The 16,341-nt window shown below is 68.4% G+C and carries 14 protein-coding genes; all 14 read right to left on the bottom strand.

What is annotated here, in order from left to right; genetic code table 11:
- Nucleotides 1-17 precede the first annotated feature (17 nt).
- On the bottom strand, nt 18-1,046 hold the full coding sequence (gene yhjD / locus ABIC28_RS02340) for an inner membrane protein YhjD (protein ID WP_097210462.1): 1,029 nt from the start codon (nt 1,044-1,046) through the stop codon (nt 18-20).
- A gap of 6 nt (nt 1,047-1,052) precedes the next feature.
- A complete protein-coding gene (trpS, locus tag ABIC28_RS02335; RefSeq protein ID WP_245221169.1) occupies nt 1,053-2,141 on the bottom strand; it encodes a tryptophan--tRNA ligase in 1,089 nt (362 codons plus the stop codon).
- 42 nt (nt 2,142-2,183) lie between these two features.
- Nucleotides 2,184-2,663, bottom strand: coding sequence for a barstar family protein (locus ABIC28_RS02330; RefSeq protein WP_097210461.1), 480 nt, complete (start codon nt 2,661-2,663; stop codon nt 2,184-2,186).
- Entirely contained in the window at nt 2,663-3,058 is a 396-nt protein-coding gene (locus ABIC28_RS02325) for a guanyl-specific ribonuclease (protein WP_097210460.1), read from the bottom strand. The genes ABIC28_RS02330 and ABIC28_RS02325 overlap by 1 nt, the downstream gene beginning before the upstream one ends.
- The gene (locus ABIC28_RS02320) at nt 3,048-5,165 is read right to left on the bottom strand and encodes an MMPL family transporter (RefSeq protein ID WP_097210459.1); all 2,118 of its coding nucleotides are present in this window, start codon (nt 5,163-5,165) and stop codon (nt 3,048-3,050) included. Before ABIC28_RS02320 ends, ABIC28_RS02325 begins: the two co-directional genes overlap by 11 nt.
- 37 nt (nt 5,166-5,202) lie before the next feature.
- Nucleotides 5,203-6,006, bottom strand: a complete 804-nt coding sequence (locus ABIC28_RS02315) for an exodeoxyribonuclease III (RefSeq protein WP_097210458.1) — start codon at nt 6,004-6,006, stop codon at nt 5,203-5,205.
- Between the two features lie 36 nt (nt 6,007-6,042).
- A complete protein-coding gene (locus ABIC28_RS02310; RefSeq protein WP_354577346.1) occupies nt 6,043-7,095 on the bottom strand; it encodes an NAD-dependent epimerase/dehydratase family protein in 1,053 nt (350 codons plus the stop codon).
- Nucleotides 7,080-7,331, bottom strand: a complete 252-nt coding sequence (locus ABIC28_RS02305) for a hypothetical protein (protein WP_209928778.1) — start codon at nt 7,329-7,331, stop codon at nt 7,080-7,082. The genes ABIC28_RS02310 and ABIC28_RS02305 overlap by 16 nt, the downstream gene beginning before the upstream one ends.
- The gene (locus ABIC28_RS02300; RefSeq protein WP_354577343.1) at nt 7,328-9,022 is read right to left on the bottom strand and encodes a fatty acid CoA ligase family protein; all 1,695 of its coding nucleotides are present in this window, start codon (nt 9,020-9,022) and stop codon (nt 7,328-7,330) included. Before ABIC28_RS02300 ends, ABIC28_RS02305 begins: the two co-directional genes overlap by 4 nt.
- Nucleotides 9,019-9,921, bottom strand: a complete 903-nt coding sequence (locus ABIC28_RS02295; protein ID WP_209928774.1) for a beta-ketoacyl-[acyl-carrier-protein] synthase family protein — start codon at nt 9,919-9,921, stop codon at nt 9,019-9,021. Before ABIC28_RS02295 ends, ABIC28_RS02300 begins: the two co-directional genes overlap by 4 nt.
- A gap of 5 nt (nt 9,922-9,926) precedes the next feature.
- On the bottom strand, nt 9,927-10,976 hold the full coding sequence (locus ABIC28_RS02290; RefSeq protein ID WP_077040928.1) for a 3-oxoacyl-ACP synthase III family protein: 1,050 nt from the start codon (nt 10,974-10,976) through the stop codon (nt 9,927-9,929).
- 61 nt (nt 10,977-11,037) lie between these two features.
- The gene (locus ABIC28_RS02285; protein WP_097210455.1) at nt 11,038-11,751 is read right to left on the bottom strand and encodes a formyltransferase family protein; all 714 of its coding nucleotides are present in this window, start codon (nt 11,749-11,751) and stop codon (nt 11,038-11,040) included.
- A complete protein-coding gene (locus ABIC28_RS02280) occupies nt 11,748-14,768 on the bottom strand; it encodes a non-ribosomal peptide synthetase (RefSeq protein ID WP_354577340.1) in 3,021 nt (1,006 codons plus the stop codon). Before ABIC28_RS02280 ends, ABIC28_RS02285 begins: the two co-directional genes overlap by 4 nt.
- Nucleotides 14,769-14,915: 147 nt before the next feature.
- Nucleotides 14,916-16,133 (bottom strand): NADP-dependent isocitrate dehydrogenase, encoded by a 1,218-nt coding sequence (locus ABIC28_RS02275; RefSeq protein ID WP_097210453.1) that lies wholly within the window; start codon nt 16,131-16,133, stop codon nt 14,916-14,918.
- Nucleotides 16,134-16,341 lie beyond the last annotated feature (208 nt).

Here is a 16,341-nt window from a genome sequence, read left to right as displayed (position 1 = left end):
CGGGCCGAGACCGAAGGTCAGTCGCGGCGCCTGCGCCGACGAATCAATCCGCCGAGTCCGACCGCGGCCGCCGCGCCCACCCCGACCAGGGCGAGGGCCTCGGACATCGTCGGCCCCCTCGCCGGCGCCTGCTTCACCTCGATGATCGCCGGATCCGGCGGCGGCACAAACGCCTTCACCTCGTTCTCGTGCGCCGTCGCCGCCCATGCCGTGGAGAAGAGCACCAACCTCGCAGTGAAGTAGATGAACACCAGGAGGCCGATGATCGGGCCGAAGGCGGAGCCCGCCGGACCGTTGGTGACCGCCTTCAGGTAGATCGCGCCCAGCCGCTTGAACAGCTCGAACCCCACCGCCGCGAACAACGCCGCCTTTGCCGCACTGCGCAGGGTGATGGGCTCGCGGGGCAACCGTGAGATGACCCAGACGAACAGTGCCCACGTCGCCACCACTGCGAGCAGGCTCGACAGGACCCGCACCAGGGTGCCCACCCAGCCGATGTCGTCGATGCCGAGCCATCCCAGGACCCGCCCGGTGGTGCTGCCCTCACCGATCACCGACAGACCGACCGAAACGATCAGGGCCAGTACCAGACCCACCAGCTTCGCGAGGTCCTTCAGCTTGGTCCGCAGGAACCCTGCAGTGGGATGGCGCTGGTCCCACATCGCGCTGAGCGCCTCGCGCAGGTTCGCCATCCAGCCCAGGCCCGAGTACGCGGCGACGACCAGACCGATGACACCCACCGTGGTGCGTGCGGCGATCGCGGCATCGATCAGCTGGTTGATCTGGACGCCCAGGTCTCCCGGCATCGCCTTGCTGACCGCATCGTGGATCGTGGTCAGCAGCTCGGGGTGTCCGACCAGGATGAAACCGGTGACCGCGAAGCCGACCATCAACAGCGGGAACAGCGCGAACACGCTGAAATAGGTGATCCCGGCCGCGAAGTAGTCGCCCTTCTGCGCCTGGTACCGCCCGCCCGCACGGATCAGGTGATCAAGCCACGGCCGCGTCGCACGGAGACGCTCGAGAAGCGCTTTGACGTCCGGCACCGCGGATCACCCCTTGTACTTCAGGAACCCCACCTTGTCATAGACCGTCGCCAGAGTCCGCTCGGACACCTCGCGGGCCCGTTGCGCGCCCGCATCCAGGATGCGGTCCAGCTCGGCCGGGTCGGCCATGTACGCGTCGACCTTCGCGCGGAGCGGGGTCACGAACTCCACCAGTACCTCGGCGGTATCGGACTTCAGGTCGCCATAGCCCTTGCCCTCGTAGCCCTTTTCCAGGTCCTCGACGCTGGTGCCGGACAGTGCGGACTGAATGGTCAGCAGGTTGCTCACGCCCGGCTTGGTCTCCCGGTCGAAGCGGATCTCGCGCTCGTTGTCGGTGACGGCGGACTTGATCTTCTTCGCCGACACCTTCGGGTCGTCGAGCAGATTGATCAGTCCGGCGGCCGACGCCGCCGACTTGCTCATCTTCGACGTGGGGTCCTGCAGGTCGTAGATCTTGGAGGTGCCCTTGATCATCTGCGCCTCGGGGATCACGAACGCCTTGCCGAACCGCGTGTTGAACCGCTGCGCCAGGTCACGCGCCATCTCCAGGTGCTGGCGCTGGTCCTCGCCCACCGGTACCCGCTGCGGGCGGTACAGCAGGATGTCGGCGGCCATCAGCACCGGATACGTGAACAGGCCCACCGTCGCGGACTCGGTGCCCTGCTTGGCGGACTTGTCCTTGAACTGCGTCATCCGGCTGGCCTCGCCGAAGCCGGTGATGCAGTTCAGCACCCACGCGAGCTGCGCGTGCTCGGGCACCTGGCTCTGCACGAACAGCGTCGACCGATCCGGGTCGATGCCGAGCGCCAGCAGCTGGGCGGCGGCGATCTTCGTGCGGCGCCGCAGCTCCTTGGGCTCCTGCGGGACCGTGATCGCGTGCAGGTCGGGAATGAAGTAGAAGGCGTCGAAATCATCCTGCAGGGGCACCCACTGCTGCAGCGCCCCGAGAAAGTTGCCGAGATGGAACGAGTCGGCGGTGGGCTGGATGCCCGAGAGCACCCGCTGGCGGGCGGCGGTGCCGGGCGCGGCGGGGGCGGTGTTCACCGGGGCGGTGTCCGATGACGGTGCGGACGGCGACGATGCGGAACTCGACATGGCCCCGATCCTTTCATGCCCGGTCACCCACCTGGAATTCGATTACGGCTCCACCCACGCGAGCTCCCCGCCCGCCGACGTCCAGCGGCGGGCCAACGCGCTCGCCGACGGTCGATCCGCCTGCAGGATCACCCGCAGCAGACCGTCGGTCCGGTCCTTCGCGCCGTCCTCGACGGCGTCGACGAACCAGCCCAACTCGCCGGGCTCGTCGGCCAGCAGGTCCGCCGCGTCGCGGATCATCAGCACCAGTCCCGGCGACTCGCCCAGCCAGTCGTCGGCGTCGCGCAGGCACTCGTCGAACGCGTCCTTGTTGGCACCGAAGTAGTACGGGAACTGCAGGGCCGCGGCGAATTCGTCGAACAGGGCGTCGGTCGTCCGCATCTTCGGCGCTCGCACCACCCGCACGGTGTAGCCGCGCTCGGAGAGCGCGTAGGCGAGGGTGTCGCCGACCGGCGCGGTACCGGTCAGCATGCCCGCCACCGGACCGGTTCGATCGGTGATGAATCCGTCCACCGTTGTCATCAGCGCATCCTCACAAATGTCGTGTAGTGATCACCGGTGTACCAGGCCGAACCGTCACTGCCGGTGACGATGCGCTGCGCGTCCCTCGGTTTTCCGCGCTGCTTCGGGTTCACGTCCCACTCGCGGTAACCGACCGCCCGACCCGACCCATCCGTGGTGGGCAGTTGCCGCTCCCTGTTGCCGAAGCGGTCACCGCCCTTGGTGCCCGGCGCCACGGCCGAGTCCGGCCAGGTGCCCTCGTCGATCTTCTGCAGGGTCGCGACGGCTGCCGCGGGAACCCCGGTCTGCGCCGACGAGCCCGGTTTGTCCTGGCCGGTGGTCAGCAGCAGTGCCGCCACGATGGCGACCAGCACCAGCACCGCCGCGGCGATCACACCGCGGGACCTAGTGGACATTGACCCGCTCCCTCAACCGGACCATCGACGCGGGCGCCCACCAGTTGGCCTCGCCCATCAGCTTCACCAGCGCGGGCACCAGCAACATCCGGACCACGGTGGCGTCGATGATCAGCGCGACGATCATCCCGACCCCGATGAACCGCATCACGGACAGGTCGGAGAGGGTGAAGGCACCGGTCACCAAGATCAGCAGGGTCGCGGCCGCGGTCACCACCCGCCCCGTCTTGGCCGCGCCGATGCGCACCGCCTCCTCGGTGGTCGCCCCGGCCCGCCGCGCCTCGACCATCCGCGAGATCAGGAACACCTCGTAGTCGGTGGAGAGACCGAAGACCATCGCGATGATCAGTACGACCATCCCCGAGATCAACGGTCCAGGGGTGACGTTGAGCAGGCCCGCCAGGTGGCCGTCGTAGAAGATCCAGGTGAGGATGCCGAAGGTCGCGCCCAGGCTCAACGCCGCCATCAGCACGGCCTTGATCGGCAGCACGATCGACCCGAACGCGAAGAACATCAGCACCAGCGTCGCGATCACCATCACCGCGATCATCACCGGCAGATAGTGCAGGACCGAATTCACGCTGTCGACCGACAACGCGGTGATCCCGCCGAGCAGCAACTCGGTGCCCGCGGGCGCCTCGATCTCGTCGAGTCTGCGGACCGTGTCGACCGCGGCGACCGAGCGGTCCGGGTCCTCCAGAACCGCGCGGACCGCGACCATCCCATCGGCGGTACCCACGGTGATCGCCTGCTGGACGCCGTCGGTCGCCCCGATCGCCGCGATCACCTCGGTGACCGCCGCATCGTCGGGTGGCGCGCCGTCCTCGCCGCGGATCACGACGGTCGCGCCGCTGCTCGCGATCGGGAACTGCGCGGTGAGCTGCTCCACCGTCGTGCGCGTCTCGTTGCCCGGCGGCAGCGCTGTGTGGTCCACATCGCCGAAACGGGTCCCCAACAGCGGCAGCGTCAACAGCAACAGCACGGTCACGATGGTGACGGCGATGACGACCGGCCTGCGCATCACGGCGGTCGCGAGCGCGCCCCAGAAACGTTGCGCGCGAGCCTCACCCCGCTCGAACGCCCCGCGGCGCCAGGTCAGCGCGTCGATCCGAGGGCCAAGGATGGCGAGCAGCGCGGGCAGCGCCGTCAACGAGAGCACCGCGGCCAGCGCGACCGCGGCCATCGCGCCGAACCCGAGCGATTTGAGCATCTGCTGCGGGAACACCAGGGTGCCCGCGAACGCACACAGCAGCAGCACCGCGGAGAACGCGACCGTGCGGCCCGCGGAGGCCATGGTCCTGGTGACCGCCTCGTCGGTGCCCGCGCCTGCCGCCAACTCCTCGCGATAGCGGCTGACGATGAAGAGTCCGTAGTCGATCGCCATGCCGAGCCCGAGCAGCGAGGCGATGTTCACCGAGAACACGCTGACCTCGAGGAACATCGAGAGCAGGCGCAGCGCGGCCAGCGCGCCGAACATCGAGAGCGCGCCGATCGCGACCGGGATCGCCGCGCCGACCAGCCCGCCGAAGACCAGCACCAGCACCAGCAGGGTGACCGGCAACGAGACCATCTCCGCGACCACCAGGTCGCGCTTGGACTCCTTGTTGACCTCGTCCGCGATCGCGCTGAACCCGGACAGCTCGGTCGACACCCCCGGCACGGTCAGCTGCGGTTCGAGTTCCGTGAACGACTCGATCCGCTCGCTCTCGCTGCCCGCCACGAAAACCACTGCCAGCGCGGTGGATCCGTCGGCGCTGCGCAGCAACGACCGGATCGGGCCCGTCGCGCTCCAGTAGTCCTCGATCGGCTCCGCCAGCAGGCCCCGATCGACCTCGGCGAGCCGGGCCGACACCGCGGGGCCGATGTCGTCGACGGTCTTACCGTCGGGGGCACGGTAGATCGCGACGATGTCCGGGCTGCGGATCCCGAAATGGTCGGCCAGCAACTCGTCGACGAGCGCCGCCTCACTGGACGGGTCGATGTCACCGCCCTGGCTGAGCCGGTCCAGCACACCGGATCCCCACAGGCCCCCGAGGAGCATGGCGCCGACCACGACCGTCAGCACGGCCCAACGGCGCCCCAGCACGAACGATGTCCACCGCGTCACGGTGGAAGACTAGCGGTATCGGACTGGCGGTATCGGACTAGCGATACTGGACGGTGACCGGCGCGTGGTCCGACCACCGCAGGTCGTAGGACGCGGCCCGCTCGACGACGGCCTGCTTCGCCCGCTCGGCGAGCACGGGCGTCGAGACCTGGTAGTCGATCCGCCAGCCAGAGTCGTTGTCGAATGCCTTGCCGCGGTAGGACCACCAGGTGTAGGGACCCTCGAGGTCCGGGTGCAGCCGGCGCATCACGTCCACCCAGCCGAACTCGCCGAACACCGAGCCCATCCACTCGCGCTCGTTCGGCAGGAAGCCGGAGTTCTTCTTGTTTCCCTTGTGGTTCTTCAGGTCCAGCTCGGTGTGCGCGATGTTCCAGTCGCCGCACACCACCACGTGCCGGTCCGCCCGCTCGGCCGCCGCTGCCGTCGCGGCCAGATACGGTCCGAAGGATCCGAGGAACCGTTCCTTCTCCACCTGCCGCTCGGTCTCCACCTCCCCGGAGGGGAGGTACAGGCTGGCCACCGTGAGGTCGTCGAAGTCGGCCTCGATGTATCGCCCGGCCTCGGCGAACTCCTCGTCCCCGTGCCCGATCCGCACCGCGTCCGCCTGCCTGCGCGACAGGATCGCCACCCCGTTGCGGCCCTTGGCCGACGGCTGGGCGGAGGCCAGGTGCCAGCCGGCCTCGAGGGCAGCGGCCAGGGTGGTGGCGAGTTGCTTGTCGTCGGCGCGGGTCTCCTGCAGGCAGATGACGTCCGCCTCGGTGGACTCGATCCACTCCAGCATGCCCTTCTTGGCTGCGGCGCGGATCCCGTTGACGTTGACGGTGGTGATGATGTGCGGCACGGGTAGGAACCGTAGCCCAACCGGCCGACAGCGCCGCTATCGCAGCGGGGCCGCCAGCGCCTCGAGTCCGCCCTGCTCGTCCACCCAGTCCTTGAAGGCGGCGAGCCCCTTGTCCCGGTCCACCACCGGCCGGTAGCCGAGGTCGCGCCGCGCGGCGCCGGTGTCGAAGGTCGCGCTGCGCGTCATCAGCGCGATCACGTACCGCGACAGCGGCGGCGACCAGCGCTTCGCGATGTAGGGCACCCGCCAGATCGCCTCCGCGATCGTCACCACGGCGGCCAGCACCCGAGGGTTGGGTCTGCGGCTGGGCGGGGCGAACCCGAACATCCGTGACACCACCCCGACGAACTCCCACACGTTGGTGGTCTCGGCGTCCGCGATGTAGTACGGCCTGCCCCCGACCTGGTCCGAGCCCGCGGCCCGCACGCACGCGTCGACGATGTTGTCGACGTGGCAGAGCGAGGCGTAGACGTCCTTGCCGCCGGAGATGTCCGGCAGGGAGCCCTCGGATGCCTTCGCGAGCAGCCGGACGATCGGACCGGACCGGTCGCCCGCACCCCAGATCGCCCGCGGCCGCAGCGCGCAGGTGATCAGGTCGGGGCCGTTCGCCTCCAGCACGAGCCGCTCGGCGGCGGCCTTCGTCTCGGAATACAGGTTGAGGTACCTGCTCGGGTACGGGACCGACTCGTCGACGTCGATCTGATCGCCGCCGTCGTACTCCATCAACGCGCTCGGGCTGGAGATGAACACGAAGCGCGACACACCGTTTCGGCGGGACGCCTCCAGCAGGTCGACGGTCGCCTGCACGTTCTCTTTCCAGAATTGTTCGCGGACACCACGTTCGTCCACCCTCGCGGCGCTGTGGAACACCACGTCCACTCCCCGCGTCGCCTCGAACAGGGAGTCACGGTCGGTGAGGTCGCCGTAGACGATGGTCAGCTTCGAGGTGTCGCCGAGATCGGTGAGGTTGCTGCTGCGGCGCACCAACACGGAGACGTCCATCTCGCCGTCCGCGACCAGTCGACGGGCGAGTGCGCCACCGAGGAATCCGCTCGCACCGGTCACCAGTGCCCTCACTGGGTCCGCCACCAGGTCGCACCGAGCAGCATCGTCATCGCGGCGATCTTCACATCCGAATGCCCCCGTGCGCGGCCTTCCTTCAGTGCGGCCGGGATCTGCGCGGCGTGCGCTCCGACACTGAGCACCACGTCGATCCACCACAGCGCCCGCGCGACACGGTTGCCGGAGGGCCGGATGAGCCCGGCCACCAGGTAGATCCATCCCAAGACCGGGATGACACGCAGCAGCATGACCTTCGTATTCATCGTTCCGCCTTCACCAATTGCGATGCCGCCCAGACCGTCAGCTTCTCGCGCCCGATCTTCGCGTTGTGCCGGATGTCGACCGGGAAGCCGGGATGGAAGAGGAAGTCGTGGATTCGATCGGTGGTGTGGCTCTGTCCCCCGAGCTCACGCAGTTCCTCCTCGATCCGCGCCCGTTCGCTCTTCCGGACCCCGGGCATCAGCTCGACACAGAGCACCGGGCGGGTGTCGCTGTCACCACGGACACCGACCAGCGCGGTCCGGAACACCTCCGGGACCGTGTTGAAGATCTGCTCGCACTGGACGGTGAACAGCGCTCCGTCCGCGGTGCGGACCCGCTGACTCTTGCGCCCGCAGAACCAGATCCGGCCACCCTCGTCGATCCAGCCCAGGTCGCCCGTCCGGTGCCAGGTACGGTCGCCGTCCCTGATCTTGCCGAGCGCGTTCGCCGCCTCCGGCCACGCGTAGCTGGTGCTGACGTTCGGCCCGGCCACCACGATCTCGCCGATCCCACCCGCGGCCGTCTCGTCGGACCTGGTGGGGATCGGCTCGTCGGTGATGCCGACGACCCTCGCCTCGAGGCCGAGCGCCGGTCGCCCGATGCACGTTCCCGCGCCTGCGTGAGCCCGGGCGACGAACTCCCCGAGCAGCTCGCGTGACTCGATCGCCGACATCGGCAGCGCCTCCGTCGACCCGTAGCCGGCGATCACCTCGGCCTCGGCTGGCAGGATCGAGCGGAGCGCCGCGATGGCGTGGTCCGGCACCGGCGCGCCACCGGAGTAGATGGACCGCACGGACGGCAGCCGCACGTCGTGCGTCTGCGCGTACCGCACCAGCGGAACCAGCACGGCAGGCGAGGCGAACATCGTCCGTATGTCGAACCGGTGGATCGCGTCGACCACGCGCGCGGGATCCGTCGAGCCCACCTCCCCCGGCACGATCGGCGGCAGCACGCAACGGGATCCGAGCATCAGGTCGAGCACCCCGAAGATCGGCAGCGTGATCAGGGACGTCTCGGGCGGCACCCGCTTGCGGGCGTCGTCAACCTGGTCCAGCATCGCGGCGAGGTTGCCGTGGGTGAGGTTGACGGCCTTGGCGGGGCCGGTACTGCCCGTGGTGAAGGCGATCATCATCACCTCGTCGGCCGGTGCCTCCTGGCTCGCGGCCACCGGCCGGTCCGGCGTCCGGCCCCAGGCCCGCAGGGAATGGCCGCCCCACAGCTTGCGCCCGACGGTGACCTTGACCCCCACCGTCGCGAACGACGAACGGAACACCAACCGCAGCAGGTGCGCCTTCGAGATGCCGATGAACGCCTGTGGGGAAACGGATTTCAGGCAGGTGAGCATCGGACGCAGACCCATGCCCGGGTCGATCACGACGGGCACAGCCGCCACCTTCAGCAAACCGATCATGATGGCGTAGAACTCGGGCCCAGGGGTGACCAGCAGCAGGGTTCGCACCCCGCGCCGGATCCCGATCTCCTCGAACCGCTGGGCGAGCAGATCGGACCAGTCGTCGAGCTCCCGATAGGTCAGCCGACCGTACGTCGGCACACCCGCCTCGCCCTTGCCGTCCGGTGAGATCACCGCCTCCAGATCCGGGTGCGCCCGCGCGATCGCCCGGATCCGTTCCACCGATCCGCAGTGCGCCGCCGGGCGGGCGGGCGCCGCGGTCGTGGTCGTCGCCCTGCTCACGCCGTCGGTGCCAGCCGGTACACGGTGGCGGCCGCGCTCGGCCCGGCGCCCGCTGCCACGAACAGCACGGTGTCGTAGCCGGCCAGGATCGCCTCGTCCACCTGGTGATACGCCGCCGTCAGCGCGGCGGTGTGCGCGTCACCCTCGACCACACCGCTGCCGAGCACCGCCTCCGGTGCGATACCGAGCTGCGCGGCCAGGGCGGCCGGGAACCCCGCGGTCGGCCGCGAGCTGATCAGCGCGGTCCGAGACAGGTCCAGCCCGCCCTCGTGCGCTCCGATCGCCTTACCCGCCGCGACACCTGCCACCTCGAGCAGACGCTCCTCGAACCCGTCCTCGCGCTCCACGGTCACCAGCGAGCGACCGTGGACACCCATCTCGGCGATATTGGCGAACCCCCTCGTCGCCGGGGTCCCCTCCAACTCCGCGACGTGCACGGGGCCGAATCCCGATGGGGTGTCGGTCTTCTCGAGCAACATCGCCGCCCCCGCCGTGACGAACGGGAAGTCCGCGGCGGGCCTGCGTCGCTGGAGCGAGGGGTGGGTGTCCCCGGAGACGACGAGAACGTACTGCGCACTGTCGGTTTCGAGAAGGGCGGTCGCCACCTGCACCGCGTTGAGCACACCACAGGCCCCGTTCATCAGGTCGAACGAGAACGACCTGCTCACGCCCTCCGGATACTCGAGGCCGATGCCCGCCTCCCGCTGGATGAGCGCCGCGATCGCCGGCTCGAACAGGTTCGAGTCGCGGTAGACGCCGGTGTTGATGAGCACGCCCACCTGCTCGGGCTCGACGCCTGCACTGCTCATGGCGCCGCGCGCCGCGCGAGCGGAATGCTCGATGGCGCTCGTCGTCGCGGTGGCCACGCTCATCCCGGTGGACTTGATCGAGATACCCATGTTGCTCAGACCTCCAGGGACGTGATCGTGGCGGACACGTAGCCGGTCACGATGCCGGATGCCGCAGGAACCATCAGGATCTTCGATCCCTTCGGGACCGCCTTGTCCTTCAGATGGTCGTGCAGCACGATGAAATGCGAAGTGCTGGAGGTGTTGCCGTACTTCTCCACCACGTTGAGCGCGGGCGGCATCGGAGTGCCGAACTCCTTCTCGCCGAGCGCGTTCATGTACACGACGGCCGAGGCGCCGAACTGGTGGTGGATGACGAAGTCGAACTCCTCGTCGGCGAAGGTCTGGCCGCGGGCAGCGAGGAACTCCCGCTGCGCGTTCGTCCACAGCAGGAACCGTGATTCGTTGTGCATCTTGCGGTTGTCGGTGTACAGCGCGATGCCCGGCGACTGGTCACTCGGCATACCCATGCACAGGTCGGAGTACTCCGACGCCGTCATCAGCTCGATGTAGTCGATCTTGTCGGCGTCGTCGACGGATCGGTCCATGATCACGGCAGCGCCCGAATCGCCCACGGACAGCGAGGCGAACTGCAGGTCGTACTTCTCCGAGATCTCGCGCACCGCGGTCTCCGAGATCGGGGTGATGTGCTCGCCGCTCACGACCATCCCGTTGCGGACCGCGCCGGAGCGGATCATCCGGTCGAGCACGTAGACGCCACTGAGCATCCCCGCGCAGGCGTTGGACAGATCGAAATGGATGGCGCCCTTGACGCCCAGCTCCTTGCCGAGCATCGACGCGAAGGACGGCTCCAGGTACATGAAGTCCCTGTCCTTGCTCCGCGAGATCGAGGTCGAGATGATCACGTCGAGATCGCCCGCCTCGTAGCTCGATCGGGACAGCGCGTCACGGGCGGCGTTGCAGGCCAGCGTGAACGAATCCTCGTAGTTGTCCGCGCTGGAGTCGTACACCCGGCGGTCCACAACTCCCGTGATCGCCTGCAGATCGAAGCTCGGCGGCACGGCGAGCTTGGCGAGCAGGTCCTTCGTGCTGAGTACCGCGGACGGGAGGTACGCGCCTATCGATTCGAACCTCGACTGGGTCATCTTGGATCCTCTTGGGGGTCGGTAGATCTGGCTGGTGGTTCGGCGTTCTCTTGGTGGAGCGTCACATCAGTGCGGCGGCCTCGAGATCCGGCACGGCGCCGCCTGCCGCCGCGGCCGCGATCGCCGGGTAGCGAGGAGCAAAGACCCCGAGCGCGGTTGCCCGCTCGAAGTTCGCGTCGCCGCGGTGCCCCGGCAGCTCGCGAATGCTCGCCGCACCGTAGTAACCGCCGGGGACGACGGCTGCGGGCGCCGACGGTGCCGGCCCGGTCATCACCGCGTCCAGGCTCCGCTCGAACAACTCGTGGCAGGCGCGCAATCCGTTCATCATGACATCCTGGAAGCGGTCGTCGGGTGCGATCGCGAACCGCTCGACGTCGACCACAGCTCCGGTGTCGATGCCGGAGTCGACCCGGTGCAGCGTCGCCGCGTACTCGTCGCGGCCCTGGAGAATCGCGTGCACGATCGCGGCGGCGGGCAGTCCACGGAACTCCGGCAAGGGGCCGTTGTGGATGTTGTAGATCCGCAGGTCGGAGTTCACGAGCGCGGGACCGAAGATCATGGGGTTGTTGATCGACCACACCACCGAGTCGGTGCACGCCTCCGCAAGCACTGCTGCCTCGGCGTCGACATCCGTGGTCTCGAGGTGCGCTAGTCCCTCGAGCCCAGCAGGCGCGGCATCGCCGGGCCCGGTGCACACCAGGTCAACCGTGAAATCCGATGCGGACGCGAATCGCGCAGCGCGCCAGAGCAATGCGCCGCTTCCCACCAGGATCATCCGAGCTCCCCCGCCCGCTTCGCATAAACGGCGGCGGCGCACACCCTGCCGAGGGTGAGCTGGTGCACCAAGTCCTCGAGCTCGGCGACGAACGCCGCTTCGCCTGCGCGTCCGACCACCGTGCGCGAGACCTGCGAGAGCATCTCCACCGACGCCAGTGAATCCCCGCCGAGGGCGAAGAAATCCGAATCCGCGCGCAGGGTGCTCACATCGACCATGAGGACCTTCGCCCAGATCGCGGCGATCTCGTCCTCGATCCGCCGGTCGGGCTCGGCCGATCCGGGGCCCTTCGCGGTGTCGGTCGCCTGCTCCGGGATCACCGCGTCGGCGACGCTCAGTCCCGCGCTGTCGAGCTTCCCGTTGGCGGTCAGTGGAATCGCGTCGACGATGTGGATCTCGGCCGGGATCATGTAGGCGGGCACCTTCTGCGCCAGGAAGTCCCGGAGCTGCTGTGCATCTGGCGCGTCCGTCTCGCCAGCGCCCACCACGTACGCGGCCAGGACGTTGTCGCCGCGCTCCGCGCGCCGGACCGCCGCCACCGCGGCCCTGCCGACCAGGGGATGCTGCTCGATGGCGGCCTGGACCTCGCCGGGCTCCACGCGATTGCCCCTGATCTTCACCTGGCTGTCGACGCGACCCGCGAACTCGAGCGCACCGCCGGGAAGTCGGCGGCCGAGGTCACCGGTCCGATAGCACCGTTCGCCCGTGGACAGGGTGACGAAGCGTTCGGCGGTGACGTCCGGCCGGTTCAGGTAGCCGCGCGCCACCTGGGGGCCGCCGAAGTACAGCTCACCGATCTCTCCGTCGGGCACCGGCAGGCGATCCGGGTCGAGCAGATGAACCGTGGTGTCTGCGGCAGGCCCACCGATCGGTACCGGCTGGGGCGCGGCCGACGGCTCGTCGTCGAGGACAAGGGCGGTACACACGATCGACATCTCCGCGGGCCCGTAGCTGTTGAGCAGCCGGCAGTCCGGGCCGAACAGTTCGCGGGCACGCGCGGCCAGCGGCCCGTGCAGCGCCTCGCCTCCGATGCTGACCGCCCGCATCCCCACCGGCCGCAGCTCCAGCCGGACCATCACTTCCAGCAGGCTCGGCGTCACCATCATCGTGTTCACCGTGGAACCCTCGAGCATCTCCGACAAGACCAGGTGATTGATGTCGTCCGGCACCAACACCACCGCACCGCCGCTGAGCAGCGGGAGCAGCAGCGCCGCGCACGCCATGTCCGCCGCCTGCGTGTGATAGTGCGCGTAGCGGGTCTCGGGCCCGAGCCGGTACCAGTCGGTGGCCGAGCGCATCAGGTTCACGATGCCCCGGTGTTCGACCTGGACGCCCTTGGGCCGTCCCGTCGAGCCCGAGGTGTAGGTGACGTAGACCAGATCGTCGGCAGTGGCGAGGTCCGGCAGCTTGTCGGCGCCGGAATGGGGCAGGTCGTCGACCACCAGGACATCGGTTTCGCCGAACGCGGCCCGCCCCTTCGACGCCCGCTCGGTCACGCAGTGGCGCACACCGGAATCCGCGAGGATTCCGAGAATCCGCTCGTCCGGGTGCTTGGGGTCGAGCGAGAGAAAAGCGGCGCCCGCCTTGAGGATTCCCAGATGTCCCACCACTGCGTCGAGCGACCGACGCGCCAGCACCGCGACGACGTCGCCGTGCCGCACACCCCGGCCGCGCAGTTCCGCTGCCACCACGTCGGCACGGGCGTCGAGCTCCGCATAGCTGAGCTGACCGTCCGGGCCGATCGCGGCAGGCGCGTCCGGCGCGCTCCGGACCAGGCCGTCGAAGATGCTCGTCACCGTTCGCCCCGGCCCGGGGGCCTGTGCCCCGATCGGCCCCGGCTGCACCTGGGCTCCGAGTGCGGTGGCGATATCGTCCAGCAGTCGCTCGAGTCGAGACGCGATCCCCGCACCGTTGCGGCAGGAGACCACGAGTTCGGTTCGCCCGCGAGCCTCCAGCACCGCGATCGAGAGCGGCACCATGCCCGTGTGGACCGGCAGGCCCCACACCTCGGTGGCGGCGAATCCGGGAAAGCTCAACTCGTCGAGATCGACTGTCCCCGTATGGGAGACGATCGCCGACACCAGGTTTCCCCCGGTACGGGTGCCGATGGACATGCCGGCGCGCAGGATGGACCGTGCCATCCACACCGGCATCTGCTGCAGCCCACCGTTGTTCATCTCACCGAGCTCGCGGGACTCCACCATCCCGCGCAGCAGTTGGGCATGGATGCGCGACCAACCGTCCCCCGGCGTCGCGTCGAGGAACAGCGGCAGCGCCAGGTTGGCCGTCGACCGCAGGTCCTTGTCGTGCCGACGCAGATCGACGGGGACCATGATCCGGGTCTTACCCCCGACCGCAGCCGTGATCAGCTCGGCGATCCGGGCGACCACCGCGGGCGAGGTTCCCTCCACGGTTCGCCTGCGCCAGAGGAAGTCCGACTCGCCGGGGGCCGGGCGGGCCCGCCCGAACGGCGAACGCGCGGTGGGGATCAGCGCGGTCGGCTTGCCGTCGATCCCGAGCGACTCGACGAGGCCGTGGTCGGCGATCGCGTCCCGCGCGCCGACCGTCCGATCGCCGCGCAGCAGGCGGAACACCTCGGCAGCCCACAGATGCAGGCCCTTTCCGTCCATCACGCCATGAAAAGCCCTGAACACCAGAATATTCCGAGTGTCTCCTAGCAGCAGGACCTCACAGGTCGGTCCATGCTCCGGGTCGAGCGGACGACTCAGCATCGGATGGTCGTCGAGCGGGGTGTCCACCAACGAGTGTTCCGTTGCCACCACCACGGGGGGCGCGATGCGGCTGTCCACCCATCGCTCGCCGCGCCGCACGAGCCGGGCACCGGGGCAGGATTCGGACGCGCCCGCGACCGCGACCGCGAGGTCCCGCTCGTCGACCGAGCCCGTCCCCTGGACCACCAACTGGATGGCGAAGGGAGGGGCAAGCGTCTGCATCGCCAGATACAGACGCTCGGTGGGTGAGATCAGTCGTTCGAAAAGGGGCACAACGGAAGACAACGTCGCTCCTAGCCAGGGGGGTGCCGGAATAGTATCGGTTCGACGGTGACTCTGCATGGGGTTGCTCGAGTCGGTCCCTGACAAACAAAAAGTGGGACCCGCCCCGACCTGGGGCTGGTCCCACTTTCCGACTCCCTGCGGCCTCCGCTATCGGCTGGCCTTCTGCATGTTCTCGTCCAGCGCACCGAGGAACTCCTCGGTGGTGAGGTAGCCCTGGTCGCCGCCGACGAGGGACGCGAGGTCCTTGGTCATCTGACCACCCTCGACGGTCTTGATGACGACGTCCTCGAGCTGCTGCGCGAACGCGATCACCTCGGGGGTGTTGTCCAGCTTGCCGCGGTGCTCGAGACCCCGGGTCCACGCGAAGATGGACGCGATGGGGTTGGTCGAGGTGGGCTTGCCCTGCTGGTGCTGGCGGAAGTGCCGGGTGACGGTGCCGTGCGCGGCCTCCGCCTCACAGGTCTTTCCGTCCGGCGTCAGCAGCACCGACGTCATCAGTCCGAGCGAGCCGAAGCCCTGGGCGACGGTGTCCGACTGGACGTCGCCGTCGTAGTTCTTGCATGCCCAGACGTAGCCGCCCTCCCACTTGAGTGCGGAAGCCACCATGTCGTCGATGAGGCGGTGCTCGTAGGTCAGGCCCGCCGCGTCGAACTCGGACTTGAACTCGGTCTCGTAGACATGCTGGAAGATGTCCTTGAACGCGCCGTCGTACGCCTTGAGGATGGTGTTCTTCGTGGAGAGGTATACCGGGTAGTTCTGCTGCAGGCCGTAGTTGAGCGAGGCCCGCGCGAAGTCCGTGATGGACGAGGTGAAGTTGTACTGCCCCTGGACGACGCCGCCGCCCTCGGGGAAGTTCACCAGCTCGTGCTCGATCGGCTCGCTGCCGTCCTCGGGCGTGTAGGTGATCATCACCTTGCCGGGACCGGGCACCTTGAAGTCGGTGGCGCGGTACTGGTCACCGAACGCGTGACGGCCGATGATGATCGGCTTGGTCCAGCCCGGAACCAGTCGCGGAACGTTCGAGATGATGATCGGCGCGCGGAAGATCGTGCCGCCGAGGATGTTGCGGATGGTCCCGTTGGGGGAACGCCACATCTTCTTGAGGCCGAACTCCTCGACGCGAGCCTCGTCCGGCGTGATGGTGGCGCACTTGACGCCGACGCCGTGCTTCTTGATCGCGTTCGCGGCATCGATCGTGACCTGGTCATCGGTCTTGTCGCGGTACTCGATACCGAGGTCGTAGTACTCGAGATTCACATCCAGGTACGGATGGATCAGTTTGTCCTTGATGAACTGCCAGATAATGCGGGTCATCTCATCGCCGTCGAGTTCGACGACAGTGCCTTCAACCTTGATCTTGGACATGTGGTATTCGCGTCCTCCTAGGAAGTTTCCCCTGGTCACACGGCTCGGGCCCCGCTTTGTGAGCGAGACCACGAACGACTCAATCAGTAATCTATACAACCCGTGCGAACCGGGTCGATCCGCACCAAACAAGACGAGCGTACTGCTAAGCGACTCGGACGCAACCGCTGGCCCGGCCCCGGCGAACCTACCGATCGGTAGCTTTGCG

It is taken from the genome of Rhodococcus sp. PvR044, from assembly GCF_040548995.1.
Taxonomy (GTDB): domain Bacteria; phylum Actinomycetota; class Actinomycetes; order Mycobacteriales; family Mycobacteriaceae; genus Rhodococcus_G; species Rhodococcus_G oryzae.
Note: the sequence above shows the minus strand (reverse complement) of the source record. Positions and strands in the feature narration are given on the sequence as shown.